At 68.7% G+C, this 16,110-nt stretch carries 15 protein-coding genes; all 15 read right to left on the reverse strand.

The annotated features are described in order from the left end of the window. Positions 1–26: 26 nt before the first annotated feature. Positions 27–1,682, reverse strand: a complete 1,656-nt coding sequence (recN, locus tag GON01_RS12030; RefSeq protein ID WP_157027627.1) for a DNA repair protein RecN — start codon at positions 1,680–1,682, stop codon at positions 27–29. A gap of 126 nt (positions 1,683–1,808) precedes the next feature. Next, positions 1,809–2,597 (reverse strand): outer membrane protein assembly factor BamD, encoded by a 789-nt coding sequence (locus GON01_RS12035; RefSeq protein WP_157027628.1) that lies wholly within the window; start codon positions 2,595–2,597, stop codon positions 1,809–1,811. 12 nt (positions 2,598–2,609) lie between these two features. Next, positions 2,610–2,987 (reverse strand): Mth938-like domain-containing protein, encoded by a 378-nt coding sequence (locus GON01_RS12040; RefSeq protein ID WP_309503200.1) that lies wholly within the window; start codon positions 2,985–2,987, stop codon positions 2,610–2,612. Further along, positions 2,984–3,943, reverse strand: coding sequence for a protein translocase subunit SecF (gene secF, locus GON01_RS12045; protein WP_157027629.1), 960 nt, complete (start codon positions 3,941–3,943; stop codon positions 2,984–2,986). The genes GON01_RS12040 and secF overlap by 4 nt, the downstream gene beginning before the upstream one ends. Further along, positions 3,943–5,532, reverse strand: a complete 1,590-nt coding sequence (gene secD / locus GON01_RS12050; RefSeq protein ID WP_157027630.1) for a protein translocase subunit SecD — start codon at positions 5,530–5,532, stop codon at positions 3,943–3,945. The genes secF and secD overlap by 1 nt, the downstream gene beginning before the upstream one ends. Before the next feature lie 9 nt (positions 5,533–5,541). Then, positions 5,542–5,883: a preprotein translocase subunit YajC gene (gene yajC / locus GON01_RS12055; RefSeq protein ID WP_157027631.1), complete on the reverse strand. Its 342-nt coding sequence runs from the start codon at positions 5,881–5,883 to the stop codon at positions 5,542–5,544. A gap of 238 nt (positions 5,884–6,121) precedes the next feature. Beyond that, complete coding sequence (locus tag GON01_RS12060) at positions 6,122–6,358, reverse strand: twin-arginine translocase TatA/TatE family subunit (protein WP_157027632.1); 237 nt, start codon at positions 6,356–6,358, stop codon at positions 6,122–6,124. Between the two features lie 64 nt (positions 6,359–6,422). Continuing rightward, a complete protein-coding gene (gene scpB, locus GON01_RS12065; protein WP_157027633.1) occupies positions 6,423–7,022 on the reverse strand; it encodes an SMC-Scp complex subunit ScpB in 600 nt (199 codons plus the stop codon). Between the two features lie 138 nt (positions 7,023–7,160). Further along, a complete protein-coding gene (locus tag GON01_RS12070; protein ID WP_157027634.1) occupies positions 7,161–7,889 on the reverse strand; it encodes a segregation and condensation protein A in 729 nt (242 codons plus the stop codon). Positions 7,890–8,048: 159 nt separating this feature from the next. Next, positions 8,049–9,053, reverse strand: coding sequence for a beta-N-acetylhexosaminidase (gene nagZ, locus GON01_RS12075; RefSeq protein WP_157027635.1), 1,005 nt, complete (start codon positions 9,051–9,053; stop codon positions 8,049–8,051). A gap of 162 nt (positions 9,054–9,215) precedes the next feature. Continuing rightward, positions 9,216–9,935 (reverse strand): SPOR domain-containing protein, encoded by a 720-nt coding sequence (locus tag GON01_RS12080; protein ID WP_157027636.1) that lies wholly within the window; start codon positions 9,933–9,935, stop codon positions 9,216–9,218. Further along, positions 9,935–11,665, reverse strand: coding sequence for an arginine--tRNA ligase (argS, locus tag GON01_RS12085; protein ID WP_157027637.1), 1,731 nt, complete (start codon positions 11,663–11,665; stop codon positions 9,935–9,937). The genes GON01_RS12080 and argS overlap by 1 nt, the downstream gene beginning before the upstream one ends. Before the next feature lie 59 nt (positions 11,666–11,724). Then, complete coding sequence (locus GON01_RS12090; RefSeq protein ID WP_157027638.1) at positions 11,725–12,891, reverse strand: deoxyguanosinetriphosphate triphosphohydrolase; 1,167 nt, start codon at positions 12,889–12,891, stop codon at positions 11,725–11,727. Next, complete coding sequence (locus GON01_RS12095; protein ID WP_157027639.1) at positions 12,888–14,447, reverse strand: SPOR domain-containing protein; 1,560 nt, start codon at positions 14,445–14,447, stop codon at positions 12,888–12,890. Before GON01_RS12095 ends, GON01_RS12090 begins: the two co-directional genes overlap by 4 nt. Positions 14,448–14,630: 183 nt before the next feature. Further along, the gene (gene ftsZ / locus GON01_RS12100; protein ID WP_157027640.1) at positions 14,631–16,094 is read right to left on the reverse strand and encodes a cell division protein FtsZ; all 1,464 of its coding nucleotides are present in this window, start codon (positions 16,092–16,094) and stop codon (positions 14,631–14,633) included. Positions 16,095–16,110 lie beyond the last annotated feature (16 nt).

A 16,110-nucleotide genomic window follows, 5' to 3' on the forward strand; every position in this document is an offset into this window, starting at 1 on the left:
GTCAAGCCCGGGGTGACGAAAGAAGGCTAAGCCGCCTCCAGCAGGCGCACCGCCTGCGCTCGCGCCTCGTCCGTCACTGTCGCGCCCGACAGCATTCGGGCGATTTCCTCGCGGCGTTCGTCCTCGTCCAGCGCGCGGACGCCGGTGCGGGTGACGAGACCGTCATGGCTTTTGGCGATCAGCCACTGGCTGGCGCCGCGGGCGGCGACTTGCGGGCTGTGGGTCACCACCAGCAGTTGCGCGCGCTCCGCCAGCCGGGCGAGGCGTTCGCCGATCGCGCTGGCGACAGCGCCGCCGACGCCGCGATCGATCTCGTCGAAGATCATCGTCGCCGCACCGCCTTCCTCGGCCAGCGCGACCTTCAGCGCCAGGATGAAGCGCGACAACTCGCCGCCGCTCGCGATTTTGGCCAGCGGCCCGAACGGCGCGCCTGGGTTGGTCGAGATCAGGAATTCGACGCGGTCGCGCCCGGCAGCGCTCCATTGCTCTTCCGGCAGCGTCTCGACTGTCGTCCGGAAGCGCGCCGCGTCCAGCTTCAACGGCGCCAGCTCCGCCGTCACCGCCGCATCGAGCCGGCCTGCAGCCGCCTCGCGCGCCGCGCTGAGCGCGGCCGCCAGCGCTTCGTAATCCGCGCGCCGCTTCGCCGCCTCGCGCTCGAGCCGCGCGAGCCCCTCGCCGCCCGCCTCGATCGTCTGAAGCCGCCCGGCAAGCTCCTCGGCGAGGGCAGGCAGGCCGTCGACCTCGACCCGGTATTTCCGGGCGAGCCCGCGCAGGTCGAACAGCCGCGCCTCGATCTGCTCCAGCCGGGCCGGATCGTGCGCCAGCGCTTCCTTCGCCCGCTGGATCCGGTCTTCCGCCTCGGCCGCCTCGATCACCGCGCGGTCGAGCGCGGACAGGGCTTCGGCCAGCATCGGATGCTCCGATCCCATCCGGTCCAGCCGCCGCGCCGCCTGGCGCAGATTGGACAGAGCGCCGGCCGAGCCTTGCAGATGCTGGTCGAGCGCTGCCAGATCGTCGGTCAGCCGCGCTCCGCGCTGCATGTTGGCGCGGGCCTCGGCGAGCATTTCCTCCTCGCCCGGCTCCGGCGCCGCCGCCCGCAATTCGGCGACCGCATGTTCCAGCCATTCCCGGTCCCGCGCCGCATTGTCCAGTTCCTCGCGAGCATGGGCCAAGGTTTCGGCGGCGGCCCGCCACAGCCGGTGCGCCGCCGCGACGCCCGCCGTGTCGAGGCTGCCGAACGCGTCGAGCAGCGCGCGGTGGCCGCGTGCGTTCAGCAGCCCGCGATCGTCATGCTGGCCGTGAATCTCGACGAGCGCGCCGCCAAGCTCCCGCAGCAGCGCGGCGGAGACCGGCTGGTCGTTGACGAAAGCACGGCTGCCGCCGTCGGCGCGTACCGTACGGCGCACGATCAGGGCTTCGCCGGGCTCGGCCTCGATGCCGCTTCCCGCCAGAAGCGCCGCGACATCGAACACCGGCTCGAACGTCGCCGTCACCGACGCCTGCGCAGCGCCCTGGCGCACCAGCGAACTGTCCGCGCGCGCGCCGAGCGCCAGCCCCAGCGCGTCCAACAGGATCGACTTGCCCGCGCCTGTCTCGCCGGTCAGCACGCCGAGGCCCTGTCCGAAGCTCAGCTCCAGCGCCTCGATGAGCACCACGTCGCGGATCGAGAGGCCGGTCAGCATGGGCCGTGATTAGCGTGACACATCGGTTCTCGTCACCCCGGACATGATCCGGGGCCCACCTTTTCTTATCAGACGTCGGAATAGGCAGGCGGATGCCGGATCAAGTCCGCCATCACGAGGCCGGGCTTACGACGCCGAGCCTGGAACCGGATGTTCCTGCATCAGCTTGTACGCGCGCTGGTACCAGATGCTGCCGGGATAGTTCGCGCCCAGCACTGCCGCCGCCTTCTTCGCTTCCTCGGGGATGCCGAGCGCGAGATAGCTTTCGGTGAGCCGCTCCAGCGCCTCGGGCGTGTGGGTCGTGGTCTGATACTCGTCGATCACGTGGCGGAAGCGGATCGTCGCCGCCAGCCACTGGCCGCGTCGCTGGTAGAAGCGGCCGATCTCCATTTCCTTGCCGGCGAGGTGATCGCGAACCAGGTCGACCTTCAGCCGCGCGTCGGCCGCATAGTCGGTGTTCGGGTAGCGGCGGATCAGCTCGCCCAGCGCGTCCAGCGCTTGCTGGGTGATCTTCTGGTCGCGGGTCACGTCGCTGATCTGCTCGTAATAATCGAGCGCGATCAGGTAATAGGCGTAGGGCGCGTCCTTGTTGCCCGGATGCACCGCCAGGAAGCGCTGCGCCGAACCGATCGATTCGACGTAATTGCCGGCCAGGTAATAGCTGAACGCGCTCATCAGCTGCGCGCGCCGCGCCCACACCGAATAGGGATGCTGCCGCTCGACTTCGTCGAACAGCAGCGCCGCTTCCTTGTAGCGGTGCTGGTCCAGCCGCGTCTTCGCCGCGGTGTAGAGCGAGTTCACGTCGCGCGCGACGTAGGCGAGTTCCTTCTTGCCGCCGCGGCCGGTGGCGCAGGCAGTGGTGAGAAGGGACAGGCCGATCAGGGCGGCAAACGGCTTCAGCACGGAGTTACGCATCGGAGGCGGGTTCTAGCGAGCGGCGGCAGGAAGGGAAAGCGGCATCAGCGCGGCGGCGATCCAGCGGTCCTCGCCGCGCAGCATCCCCCAGGCGCGCGCGGCAGCGCGGCTGTCCATCGGCTCGACCCCGATGCCGCGCGCGTCGAGCGCCGCGACCAGTTCGCGCGCCGGCCGCACCAGCGTCGGCCCGGTGCCGATCACGATGAATTCCGGTCCGATCGCGGCGAGCGGCTCCAGCGCGTCGAGAGTCAGCGCGCCATCCCACGGCTGCCACCATTCCGGCGTCAGCAGCACCCCGCCGGGCGTCGCCTCGCCGTCGACCTTGAAACCGCTGCCGGCGAAGCCGGTCACCACCGGCCCCGCCGCGCGCGGGTTCCGGTCGATCTTCACCTTTTGCCGACGTTCACGCTCGGCTTCTCGTCGCTCTGCCCGCCCAGCGGCACGCCCGGGCGCAGGCCGAGCGTGATCAGCAGCGAGGAGGAGACGTAGATCGACGAATAGGTGCCGATCACGATGCCGAGGATCATCGCCGCGGTGAAGCCGCGCAGCACATGGCCGCCGAAGATCAGCAGCGCGCCGAGCGCGAGCAGGATCGTCACCGAGGTCATCACCGTGCGCGGCAGCGTCTCGTTGACCGACAGGTCGATCAGCGACCGCATGTCCATCTGCCGGTATTTGCGCATATTCTCGCGAATCCGGTCGTCGATGACGATCTTGTCATTGATCGAATAGCCGATGATGGTCAGCACCGCCGCGACTATGTTCAGGTCGAACTCGAGCCGCGTCAGCGCGAAGAAGCCCATCGTCATCAGCACGTCGTGCATGATCGCGACGAACGTCGAGACGCCGAACTGCCATTCGTAACGCAGCCAGGAAAAGATCGCGATGCCGAGCACCGCCAGCACCACCGCGAGCAGGCCGTTGCGAATCAGCTCGCCCGACACCTTGCCGGACACGGTATCGTAGCGGCTGAACTGGATCGTCGGATAAACCTGCTTCAGCGCGGTCTGCACGCGCTGGACGACCCGGTTCGTCGCGCCTTCGTCGGCATTCTCCGGGACCGGCAGACGGATCGATACCGTCTTGGGATCGCCAAAGGTCTGTAACGAGCCCTCGCCCACGCCAAGCCGGTCGATCGTCGCGCGGACTTTGTCCAGCTGCGGCGGCTGGTCGAATTTCGCCTCGATCATCAGGCCGCCGACGAAATCGACGCCCAGGTTCAGGCCGCGCACGCCGACCAGCGCGATCGCCGCGAGCGTCAGCACCGCCGTGATGCCGAACGCCCAGTGGCGCAGGCTGACGAACGGAAGGTTCGTGTTGTCGGGAACGAGTTTCAGCAGGCGCATCAGATATGGATCTCCGTCGGCCGGTTGCGGCGGATCCATCCGGCGACCAGCATGCGCGTGAAGGTGACGGCGGTGAACACCGACGTGACGATGCCGATCAGCAGCACGACCGCGAAGCCCTTGACCGGGCCGGAGCCCAGCACGAGCATGATCAGGCCGGAAATGGTGTGGACCGTGTTCGCCTCGAAGATCGTGCGGCTGGCTTCCTTGTAGCCGAGCTCGACCGCCTGGACGACGCCGCGCCCGCGCCTTTTCTCCTCCCGGATACGCTCATTGATCAGCACGTTCGCGTCGACCGCGGTGCCGATCGTCAGCACGAAGCCGGCAATGCCGGGCAAGGTCAGCGTCGCGTTCAGCAGCGACATCACGCCCAGGATCACGAAGACGTTGATGATGACGGCCGCGTTGGCGTAGATTCCGAACCGGCCATAGGTCACCAGCATGAAGGCGACCACCAGCGCAACCGACAGAATCGATGCGGTCACGCCGGCTTTGATCGAATCGGCGCCGAGCTGCGGCCCGACGGTGCGCTCCTCGATCACCTTCAGATCGACCGGCAGCTTGCCCGATCGCAGCGCGATCGCCAGCTCGTTCGCGCTCTCGACGGTGAAGTTGCCGGAAATCTGCGCCGTGCCGCCCAGGATCGGCTCGTTGATGTTCGGGGCCGAAATCACCTGGTTGTCGAGGATGATCGCGAACGGCTTGTTGACGTTCTCCTGCGTCACCTTGGCGAAGCGGCGGCCACCCTGGCCGTTGAACGTGATGTTCACGACCGGTGCGTTGGTGCGCTGATCGAAGGCCTGGGTGGCGTTGATCAGCTGGTCGCCCGAAATCAGCACGCCACGGTGAACCGCGATGCGCGGCACGCCGAGCGGATTGTCCGGATAGGGCAGGATCTGGCTGCCGACCGGCGCGCGGCCGGCGGCGACGTCGGTGGGCGACGCGGTGACGTCGACCAGCTTGAATTCCAGCTTCGCGGTCTTGCCGAGCAGCGCCTTCAGCGCGGCCGGATTCTGCAGGCCCGGCACCTGGACGACGATCCGGGTCGAGCCTTGGCGGATGATCGTCGGCTCGCGGGTGCCCAGCTCGTCGATGCGCTTGCGGACGACTTCGGTCGCCACTTCCATCGCCTTGTCGACCGCGTCCTTCTGGCCGGCCGCGGTCGGCGTCATGACGATGCGGTTGCTATCCACCACCCGCACGTCCCAGTCGCGCTGGCCGGTGACGCCGATCCCGGTGGTCTGGGCGCGAGCGCGCTCGACCGCCTGGTCGATCTTGGTCACGTCGCGGACGAAGAACGTCAGCCGGCCGCCGGCGGTGGAGATGTCGCCGATCTCGATCCGGGGATCGCCGCGCCGCATCTCGGTGCGGATCGTCTCGCTCATCTGCTCGAGCCGCTGCTTCAGCAGGCTGGTCGCGTCGGCCTCCAGCAGCAGGTGCGAGCCGCCCGACAGGTCGAGACCCAGGTTGATGCGCGGCGCCTTGAACGGCATCAGGTGCTGCGGAACGAAGCTCGGCACCGACAGCAGGATGCCGATCAGCAGCAATCCGACGATGTAGAGCCGTTTCCAGCGAGGGAATTCGAGCATCAGGCCGGCCTAGTCGTTCGCGGGCTTCGAACCGCCGAGCGGCGTCACGTCGCTGAGCGTCGACTTGACGGCGCGCACGCGCAGCTGCGGCGCCAGCTCGACCTCGACATGCTGGTCCTCGACCTTGGTCACCTTGCCGACCAGGCCGCCGCCGGTGACGACGGTGTCGCCCTTCTTGACGGCGGCGATCAGCGCCTGGTGCTGCTTCATCCGGCGCTGCTGCGGGCGGATGAGCAGGAACCAGAAGATCACGAAGATCGCCAGCAGCGGGATCATCTGGACGAAGAAAGCGGCGCCGGAGCTCGCACCGGCTTGACCGGCGGCCTGGGCGTAAGCGGGAGATTCGAACATCGTGTGGTCGGACGCCTGATAAAGGTCGAGCCGGCACCGGCCGGCTTCAAAGCGGCGCGCGTATCACGCGGAAAGGGATCGGCGCAACTGTCAGAGGTGGAACAAGTGTGTCACAACCAAACACCGGCTTGGCTGAGCTTGTCGAAGCCCTTTCCTTCTTCTTTGCGCAGAAGCCGAAGAAAGAAGAGAAGGCCTTCGACAAGCTCAGGCAAGTCGGATTTTTGGCTGCACCGGCAGCCTACAGCGGCCGCTGCTCCTCGACCGGTTCCTTCTCCACCGTCGCGGCCGGGCGCGGCTTGTCGAGCGCTTCGACCCGGCGCTCCCGCACCGGCTCGTCCTCTTCGGCCATGCCTTTCTTGAAGCTCTTGATGCCCTTGGCGACGTCGCCCATCAGGTCGGAAAAGCGGCCCTTGCCGAACAGCAGCATCACCACGATGCCGACGATCAGCCAATGCCAGATACTCAAACCGCCCATATCGATCTCTCCTGAGGGCGGCAGCCGCCGCCGCGCGCCGGGAGGGCGCCATCACACGCCCTATCTAATCGCTCTCGTCGACGCTTTCCAGTTCGACGTCGCCCAATGTCGCCTCGACCGGGTCGAGCAGGCCCGCCGCCTTCAGGTCGTCGATCCCCGGCAGGTCGCGCCGGGTCTTCAGCCCGAAATGGGTGAGGAAGCCCTGCGTAGTCGCGTAGAGGAGCGGCCGCCCCGGCCCTTCACGGCGCCCGGCCGGCCGCACCCAGCCCGCCTCCATCAGCACGTCGAGCGTGCCCTTGGAAATCTGCACGCCGCGGATCGCCTCGATCTCGGCGCGGCTGACCGGCTCCTGATAGGCGATGATCGCCAGCGTCTCGACGGCGGCGCGGCTCAGCCGCTTGGGCTCCTCGCGCTCGCGCCGCAGGAAATGCGCCATGTCCGCCGCGGTCTGGAAATGCCAGCGCCCGCCCCGCTCGACCAGCTCGACGCCGCGCCCGGCATAATCCTCCCGGAGCAGCCGCAGCGCCTGCTTCAACTCGACATCTGGCCCGACATAGGCGGCGATCTCGTCCGGCGTCAGCGGCGCCTCGGCCGCGAACAGCACCGCCTCCACCGCCCGAACGGCGGGATCAAGTTCAGCCACCGGGTGCTCCCATCGTAGCATCCCTCGATATGAGCCCTCGATACGCGCCTGGCGGCGCTACTCGGTCTCTACTCGGGACGAACGGAACGCAAAATCCGCTCGTCCCGAGTAGCTGTCGAGTAGCTGCACCGCAGCGTATCGAGACAGCGTATCGAGGGATCAAGCGGCCCTCACGAACAGCGGCGCGAACGCCTCGTCCTGCTTCAGCTCGGCCTTGCCCTGCTTCGCCAGTTCCAGCGCGGCAACGAAGCTGGACGCAAGCGCGGAGCGGCGCAGCTGCGGGTCGGAAATGCCGGGCAGGAACGCCTCGATCCGAGTCCAGTCGACCTTCTGGCCCAGCATCGCCTCGACGCGCTGCAGCGCTTCCTCGAGCGACATGACCGGTCGGCGCATCACCTGGTGCACCACCGGCCGCGTCCGCGCCATCACTGCGCCATAGGCAGCGATCAGCTCGTACAGGTCGGCCTGCCAGTCGCTCCTGCGCACCACGCGCAGGCCCTCGGGGTGCCCGCGCAGGAACACGTCGCGGCCGATCCGGTCCCGCGCGATCAGCCGCGCGCCCGCCTCGCGCATCGCCTGCAAGCGCTGCAGCCGGATCTGGAGCCTCAGCGCCAGTTCCTCCGGGCTCGGATCGATCGTCGGGTCCTTCGGCAGCAGCAGCGCGGACTTGAGGTAAGCGAGCCACGCCGCCATCACCAGGTAATCGGCGGCGATCTCCAGCTTCAGCGCCTTCGCATCGGCGATGAAGGCCAGATACTGCTCGACCAGCGCCAGGATCGAGATTTCGCGCAAATCCACCTTCTGCGCGCGGGCAAGCGCCAGCAGCAGGTCGAGCGGCCCTTCCCAGCCGTCAATATCGATCGTGAGGGCGTCCGATTCGGTGGACATGGCCCTTCTTATTCCTCCCCATCGAAGATGGGGAGGGGCACCGCCGCAGGCGGTGGAGGGGCCGGAGCGAAGCGGAGGTTCTGCACGTCGCTGCGCTCCGCCCCTCCACCAAGCCGCTTCGCGCCTTGGTCCCCTTCCCCAAGCAAGCTTGGGGAGGACTCAAACCAGCCCCAGCAGCTCGTCCCTTTTCTTCACCAGCTCCGCCAACCGCGCCGGCTCTGGCGCCTTGCGGAACGCGAGCGCCCGCTCCAGCCGCTCCAGCGTCTTCGCGCCCGCGTCCGGCAGCGCGTCGGCGATCGCGACCATCTCATCCATCCGCGCCCAGCAATCGAGCACCAGGTCCACGCCTGCCTCGATCGCGCCGCACGCTTTCTCGGCCGGGGTGCCGGACAGCGCCTTCATGTCGATATCATCGGTTATCAGCAGGCCGTTGAAGCCGATCCGCTCGCGGATGATCGTCTCGATCACATAGGCGGACAGCGTGCCCGGCCGGGCGTCGTCCCAGGCGGAATAGACGATGTGCGCGGTCATGCCGATCGGCGCCCAGTTCAGCTGCCGGAACGGCCGCAGGTCGCTCTCCAGCTCGTCCTCGCTCGCCTCGACGATCGGCAGCGCCTTGTGGCTGTCGACCAGCACCCGGCCGTGCCCCGGCATGTGCTTGACGATTCCGGTGACGCCGCCTGCCTGCAGCCCCTCGATCACCGCGCGTCCGATCGCGGCGACGCGCATCGGCTCATGGCCATAGGCGCGGTCGCCGATCACGTCGTTCGCGCCTTCCTGCCGCACGTCGAGCAGGGGCAGTGCATCGACGGTGATGCCGGCCTCGCTCAAGGTCAGCCCGATCGCCTCGGCATTCGCCCGCGCCGCCTCGATCGCGGAGATCGGTGCCTTCTCGTAGAGCGCGTCAAACGCGGCGCCGGGGGGGAAGGCCGGCCATTCGGGCGGCTGCATCCGCGCGACGCGCCCGCCTTCCTGGTCGATCATGATCAGCAGGTCGCTGCGCCCGTGCAGGTCGCGCAGCGAGTCGGTCAGCGCCCGAAGCTGCACCCGGTCGCCGCAATTGCGCTTGAACAGGATATAGCCGGCCGGGTCCGCATCCCGGAAGAAGCCGCGCTCGTCAACGGTGAGCTCGAGCCCGGACAGGCCGAATATGACCGACTTCATAAATCCTCCCCTGCTCCGCAGGGGAGGGGGACCGCGACGCGCAGCGTCGTGGTGGAGGGGCCCGCAGCGAAGCGGAGGGTGAGCACCGTCGGCTGCGCCGACGGCCCCTCCACCATGCTCCGCATGGTCCCCCTCCCCTCGCTTAGCGAGGGGAGGACCACGTCACTGCACGACAAGACAGCTCTCCCCCGCCACTTTCAGCCGCGCGCAGATGTCCTTCGCCTGCGCGGCGGAGCCGGCAGTGACGCGGAGCCGGTAATAGGTGCGGCCGTTCACGTCCGCCTTCAGGACGCTATGGCCCAGGTCCGCAAGATAGGCGAAGCGCTTGGACTTGGTGTCCCAGCTCTTCTTCGCGCTCGCCTCGCTCGGGAAGGCGCCGAGCTGGATCGTCGCGCCGGCGGGGCCTTCCGGCTCCGCCGCGGCCGGCGGGGGCGCCTTTGCGAGCGGCTTTGCGTCGCCGTCCTCAACCTCGGCCGTCGCGCTGCGCGCAGGCTTGGGCTCGACCCGGGGCGCCGGCGGCGCGCGCGTCACCGGCGCCTCGGGAACCGCGCTCAGGTCGAGGCTGCCTTCCACCTGCTGGCCCTGGCTGGTCTTGTACACCACGTCGCCCTGGCCTTCGAACCTGGTGCCGCCTTCCTCGGCGGGGCGGACCTTGTACGGCTCCTTCGGCGCCTGGATCAGCGCCCCCGATCCCGACGGCGTCACTTCACGGTTCTGCCACCACCAGACTGCGCCGACCGCGATTACAGCGAGCAGCAGCAAGCCGAGCAGCGGCATGACCCAGCCCAGCGACGGCCCGCGCGGAGTCTCGTCGACCTCGTCGACCGGCTCCAGCCAGGGCAGCCGATCCTCGTCGGACAGCGCGTACGGGTCATGCGCCATCAATGCATCTCCTCGACCGCGGTCACCCCCATGATGCCGAGGCCGTTGCGGATGATCTGCCCGATCCCGTCGACCAGATAAAGCCGCGCGCAGGTCGTCGCGGGATCGTCCGCCACCAGCACGCGTCGGTCCGGCCGGTCGTTGCCCATGTTGAAGAAGGCGTGGAACGCCGCCGCCAGATCGTAGAGGTAGAAAGCGATCCGGTGCGGCTCCCGCGCCGCCGCCGCCCCTTCGACCACGCGCGGGAATTGCGCGGCGAGCTTCACCAGCGCCAGCTCCTCCACGTCCAGCCGGTCGAGATCGGGGGTGCCGGTGCAGTCGATCCCCGCCTCCCTGATCCGTCGCGCGATCGAGCGGATGCGGGCATGGGCGTATTGCACGTAAAAGACCGGGTTGTCCTTCGACGCCTCGACGACCTTGGCGAAGTCGAAGTCCATCTGCGCGTCGGCCTTGCGCGTCAGCATCGTGAAGCGGACGACGTCCTTGCCTACCTCGCGCACCACATCTGCCAGCGTGACGAAATTGCCGGCGCGTTTCGACATCTTGACCGGCTCGCCGGCGCGCAGCAGCCGCACCATTTGGATCAGCTTGACGTCGAACTGGACCTTGTTCTCGGTCAGCGCCGCGACCGCTGCCTTGATCCGCTTGACGGTGCCGGCATGGTCGGCGCCCCAGATGTCGATCATCGCGTCGACGTCCTGGGCCTTCTGGAAATGATAGGCCATGTCGGCGCCGAAATAGGTCCAGCTGCCGTCGGACTTCTTGATCGGCCGGTCCTGATCGTCGCCGAACTTCGTCGAGCGGAACAACGGCAGCTCGACCGGCTCCCAATCTTCCGGCGTCTCGCCCTTCGGCGCTTCTAGGAAGCCGTCATAGACGAGGTCGTGGGCGCGCAGCCATTGCTCGGCGGCCTCCGGCTTGCCCGCCGCCTGCACCTCGGCCTCGGACGCGAACAAGTCGTGATGGATGCCGAGCAGGGCGAGGTCCGCCTTGATCATCACCAGCATCGCCGCGACCGCGCGCTCGCGGAACAGCTTCAGCCATTCGGCTTCCGGCGCGTCGACGAAGCGCCTGCCGAACTCGGCCGCGAGCGCCTCCCCCACCGGCTTCAGATAGTCGCCCGGATAAAGGCCTTCGGGAATCTCGCCGATGTCCTCGCCGAGCGCCTCGCGGTAGCGGAGGTGGGCGGAGCGGGCGAGCACGTCGACCTGCCCCCCGGCATCATTGACATAATATTCGCGGACAACCTCATGCCCCGCATATTCGAGCAGCGCGGCAAGCGCGTCGCCGACCACCGCGCCCCGGCAATGGCCCATGTGCATCGGCCCCGTCGGGTTGGCGGACACGTACTCGACATTCACTTTCCTGCCCGCGCCCACCGACGAGCGGCCATAGTCGCCGCCGTCCGCGTGGATCGCGCGCAGCTCCTCGCGCCAGGTCCCGTCCGTCAGGCGCAGGTTTATGAACCCCGGGCCGGCAATCTCCGCGCCCGCCACCTCGGGCAGCGCCGTCAGCTTCGCGACGATCCTCTCCGCCAGCGCGCGCGGATTGGTGCCCGCCGGTTTGGCCAGTACCATCGCCGCATTGGTCGCGAGATCGCCATGCGACGGATCGCGCGGCGGCTCGACCGTCACCGCGGCGCGCGGCAATCCGGCCGGCAGCGTGCCGTCGGTCGTGAGGTCATCGAGCACCGCGTCGATGGCGGCAGTGAAGCGGGCGTGGAGAGTCATTCGGATCCGAACGGTCTGGAAAGCCGCGCGTGTAACGGAGATCGGCGCGAGCGTGAACCCTAGAACCCCTCGGGCAGGTCAAGTGGCCCGACCAACTCGCGATAGCGGGCGATGGCGTAGCGATCGGTCATGCCGGCGATGAAGTCGGCGATGTGCCGGCTGCGCTCGGGATCCGCGGGCGGCAGGGTTTCGCGCCAGCCGTCCGGAAGCCGCGACGGATCGCCGGCATAGGCGCCGAACAGCCCGCCGACGATCACAGCCGCGATCCGCGCTGCCTCCAGCTGCCGCTCATGGTGGTAGAGCTCGCGATACATGAAGCGCTTCAGCTCGCGCTCCTCGGCACGCATCGCGTGGCTGAAGCCGACCAGCGCCTGCCCGGCGGCGCGCACGTCCTCTACGGTCTCAACGCCAGTCTCGCGGATGCGGCGCCGCGTCTCGGCGATCAGGTCGTTGACCATCAGGCCGATCTGCGAGCGCACCAGCTCCGACAGTAGCCGCCGCTCGGAAATGTCGGGATAGCGTTCCTGCGCCGCCCGCCAGCCGCGCGCGACCAGCGGCACCGCCAGGATCTGCTCGCGGCCGAGCAGGCCGGCGCGCAGGCCGTCGTCGATGTCGTGATTGTCGTAGGCGATGTCGTCCGCCACTGCGGCGACCTGCGCTTCCAGGGATGGCCAGCTGCCCAGCTCCAGCGGAAACGCGGCATTCGCTTCCGCCATCGCCCAGCTCGGGTGCTCGATCGGGCCGTTGTGCTTGGCCAGGCCCTCCAGCGTTTCCCAGGTCAGGTTAAGCCCATCGAAGCGCGGATAGGGTTTCTCGATCCGCATCAGCACGCGCAGCGTGTGGGCGTTGTGATCGAAGCCGCCGGCATGCGCCGTGGCGGCCTTCAGCGCATCCTCCCCCGCATGGCCGAACGGCGGATGGCCGATGTCGTGTGCCAGGCACAGGGCTTCGGTCAGGTCCTCGTTCAGCCCCAGCGCGCGGGCGATCGTGCGGCCGATCTGCGCGACTTCCAGGCTGTGGGTCAGCCGCACGCGGAAATGGTCGCCGTCGGGCGCGACGAACACCTGCGTCTTGTGCCGCAGCCGACGGAAGGGGATCGAATGGATCACCCGGTCCCGGTCGCGCTGATATTCATCCCGCGGCCCGCGCAGGGCGGTGCGTTCTTCCGGATGCAGGCGGCCGCGGCTCCGGGCGGGATCGCAGGCCCAGGAGCTCAGGCCCCTCATTTGCCCCCGATCTTCTCGACCGCCTCGCCTGCGTCGCTGTGCCATTGGAACGCGCCGATCCCCGCCTTGCGCAGCTTGCGGACGACGGCCTGCGCTTCATCGTCGGTCTTGTATGGGCCGGCGAGCAGGCGATTGGTCGCCCGGTTCTTGGCGGTCCAGGGGCCCTTCGCCTTCAGGGTCGCGTCCTTTGCGGTCACGCGGGCCCACTCCTTGGGCAAGGCGTCGTCGTTGGCGCCGCCCGCGACCTGCACCCAGATGCGCGCAGGATTCTTCGGCTCGCCCTTCTTCTTGGCCGCGGCTTCCTTCGTCGCCTTGGCGGCCGGCGCGCAGGTCGTCTTGACCGCCCTGCCCTTCACCTTGCGCGGCGCCGGCTTGCAATCCTCGTCAGCCTGGGTCGTCTTAGCCTTCGCGGCCGCCTCTTCCTTCCTGGCAGCAGCACGCGGCGTGGGCGTCGGCGTCGGGCGGGGCGCGGCCTGCGCGACGCGGACCGGGCTGCGCACCGGCGCGTCCTGCGCGGCCGCCGAGCGGATATCGCGCATGATCGCGTCGAGATCGCCGCGCTCGGCCGGCGGCAGCGTGGCCGGTTCGGTCGCAGCGAGGCGCGCGGGCGAGGGTGCTGGCGTCGGCGTGGGCGTCGGCGTGGGAACGGGCTTCGCCCGGACCTTTTCAGGCGGGGGCGAGGCGAGCAGCGCGCTTGCCCGTGCGCCGCGGCGCGTCGGCTGCGCCTGGGTCCGTGCGGCCTGGGTCGGGGCAGGCGTCGGCGCATAATAGGTCGGGGGCGCGGTCGGCTGCGGGATCGGCTCGGCCGATGCGACGCGGACATTGGCCGGCATTTCGCCCAGATGCACCGCCGCCGCTTTCTGCGCCGGGTTCAGCGCCGACAGCTTGGCCAGGAACGGGTCCATCGTCTGGGCCATGCGCTCCGGCATGACCTTGTGGACGATCCGGCTCGCGCCGGGCAGGTCGCCGGTCATCGCCAGTACGAAGGCGCGTGCGCGCCAGGCGCCCTGGTCCCGCTTGTAGAGCAAGGGATCGATCAGCTTCAGCGCCTGCTCCCGCTCGCCGCTGATGCCGAGCGACAGCGCATAGCGTTTGGTGACCTCGTCATTGGCCCCCCGCGTCAGCGCCAGCGCATAGTCGTGCTGCGCCTTCCGGGTATCGCCGCGCAGGTCATAGGCAAGGCCGCGATCCCCCGCGATCTCGATCTCCGGCACGCCCAGCGAGCGCGCGGCGTCGAACATCTTCAGCGCCTCGCGCGGATTGTCGACCATCAGCAGCGCTCGGGCGAGACCGGCCTTGATCTGGCCATTGCGCGGGGAACGTTCGTCCGCACGCGCGAAGAAGCCGAGCGCGGCATTGCCGTCGCCGACGTCGAGCGCCGCCTGGCCGGCGCCGATCAGCGCCGACAGGCTGGTCGGATCGGCGGCAAGTTCGCGGAGATAGCGCGACAGCCGGTCGGCAGGCCGCTCGGGCACCTGAGCGGGCGCGGCCGCAGCGGACGCAAGCAGCACCGCGGCCAGCCCCATGGCGGTCGAATGGAAAATCGAACGGATCACTATGCGCGACTAGATGGGGCGCAAAGGCTTAGGGCAATGTGAACGCGGCCACGCTCGCGCCGAAGCGTGGCGGAGCGGCGACGAAACACACGCGCCATCCCGGACTTGATCCGGGACCCACCGGCCGTCTGCTTCCGGCCACAGGAAGGTGGGTCCCCGGTCAAGCCCGGGATGGCGGCCATGTTACTGATTATTCTGGCGATTCAGAAACCGCGGAATATCCAGCGGATCGCTGTCGGCATCGTCGTCGGCGCTCGGCGCCTTGGCATTGCCGCGGGCGATCGAGGACATGCGCTCGAACAGCGTGCCGCCACCCTGGCGCGGCGCGGGGGCCGGCTCCGGCTTGGCTTCGGCCTTGGTGCCGCCGAACCAGCGGCGGCCGCCGGTCAGGTCTTCGTCGATCAGCGGCTCGGGCTCCGGCTCCGGCGCGTCCAGCAGCAGCTCGTCCGACGCGGTTTCCTCGATCGGCGCGTCGAGCGTCAGCGGCTCGTCCTCGGCCGTTGGTGCTTCCACTTTCAGCTCGGGCTCGGGCGCCATTTCCGCGGCCGGTTCCGGCGCGGCGACCGGGGCCGGCTCGACCGGCTTGGCTGCCGCCGGCATTACGAACGGCCGCGGCTCGGCGTCGGCCTTCTTGGTGCCGGGGAAGGAGAAGACGCGCGCCGGCTCCGGCTTTTCGCTCACTTCCGCCTCGATGCCGGTGGCGACGACCGACACCCGGATCTTGCCTTCCAGATCGTTGTTGAAGGCCGAACCCCAGATGATATTGGCGTCCGGGTCGACCAGCTCCTTGATGTGGTTGGCGGCCTCGTCCACCTCCATCAGGCGCATGTCCTCGCCGCCGGTGATCGAGATGATCACGCCCTTGGCGCCCTTCATGCTGACGCCGTCCAGCAGCGGATTGGCGATCGCCTTTTCGGCCGCCTCGATCGCGCGATTGTCGCCGGACGCCTCGCCGGTGCCCATCATCGCCTTGCCCATCTCGCCCATCACCGAGCGGACGTCCGCGAAGTCGAGGTTGATCAGGCCGGGCATGACCATCAGGTCGGTGATGCCGCGCACGCCCTGCTGCAGCACCTGGTCGGCCATCTGGAACGCTTCCTTGAAGGTCGTGTTCGGGTTGGCGATCAGGAACAGGTTCTGGTTCGGGATCACGATCAGCGTGTCGACATGCTTCTGCAGCTCGGCGATGCCGGCTTCGGCCGACTTCATCCGGCGCGAGCCTTCGAAGCTGAACGGCTTGGTCACCACCCCGACAGTGAGGATGCCGCGCTCGCGCGCCGCCTTGGCGATCACGGGAGCGGCGCCGGTGCCGGTGCCGCCGCCCATGCCGGCGGCGATGAAGCACATGTGCGCGCCGTCCAGCGAGCGCTCGACCTGGTCGATCGTCTCTTCGGCGGCGGCGCGGCCGATCTCGGGCCGCGAGCCGGCGCCCAGGCCCTGCGTGATCTTGAGGCCAAGCTGGATGCGGCTTTCGGCCGGCGACGCGTTCAGCGCCTGCGCGTCGGTGTTGGCGACGATGAAATCGACCCCCTGCACGTCCGACGCGATCATGTTCGCAATCGCGTTGCCGCCCGCGCCACCGACGCCGATCACGCTGATCCTCGGCTTCAGCTCATCCACCTCGGGCGGGATGAATTCGATGCTCATGTGATTGACTCCTCGT

Source organism: Sphingomonas horti (assembly GCF_009753715.1).
In the GTDB taxonomy this organism is placed as follows: domain Bacteria; phylum Pseudomonadota; class Alphaproteobacteria; order Sphingomonadales; family Sphingomonadaceae; genus Sphingomonas_B; species Sphingomonas_B horti.

Bases quoted from the DNA above. Each gene is read 5' to 3' on its own strand.
- recN (WP_157027627.1), bottom strand. From the start codon at position 1,682: ATGCTGACCGGCCTCTCGATCCGCGACGTGGTGCTCATCGAGGCGCTG.
- GON01_RS12035 (WP_157027628.1), bottom strand. From the start codon at position 2,597: ATGCGTAACTCCGTGCTGAAGCCGTTTGCCGCCCTGATCGGCCTGTCC.
- secF (WP_157027629.1), bottom strand. From the start codon at position 3,943: ATGCGCCTGCTGAAACTCGTTCCCGACAACACGAACCTTCCGTTCGTC.
- secD (WP_157027630.1), bottom strand. From the start codon at position 5,532: ATGCTCGAATTCCCTCGCTGGAAACGGCTCTACATCGTCGGATTGCTG.
- yajC (WP_157027631.1), bottom strand. From the start codon at position 5,883: ATGTTCGAATCTCCCGCTTACGCCCAGGCCGCCGGTCAAGCCGGTGCG.
- GON01_RS12060 (WP_157027632.1), bottom strand. From the start codon at position 6,358: ATGGGCGGTTTGAGTATCTGGCATTGGCTGATCGTCGGCATCGTGGTG.
- scpB (WP_157027633.1), bottom strand. From the start codon at position 7,022: ATGCTACGATGGGAGCACCCGGTGGCTGAACTTGATCCCGCCGTTCGG.
- GON01_RS12070 (WP_157027634.1), bottom strand. From the start codon at position 7,889: ATGTCCACCGAATCGGACGCCCTCACGATCGATATTGACGGCTGGGAA.
- nagZ (WP_157027635.1), bottom strand. From the start codon at position 9,053: ATGAAGTCGGTCATATTCGGCCTGTCCGGGCTCGAGCTCACCGTTGAC.
- GON01_RS12080 (WP_157027636.1), bottom strand. From the start codon at position 9,935: ATGGCGCATGACCCGTACGCGCTGTCCGACGAGGATCGGCTGCCCTGG.
- argS (WP_157027637.1), bottom strand. From the start codon at position 11,665: ATGACTCTCCACGCCCGCTTCACTGCCGCCATCGACGCGGTGCTCGAT.
- GON01_RS12090 (WP_157027638.1), bottom strand. From the start codon at position 12,891: ATGAGGGGCCTGAGCTCCTGGGCCTGCGATCCCGCCCGGAGCCGCGGC.
- ftsZ (WP_157027640.1), bottom strand. From the start codon at position 16,094: ATGAGCATCGAATTCATCCCGCCCGAGGTGGATGAGCTGAAGCCGAGG.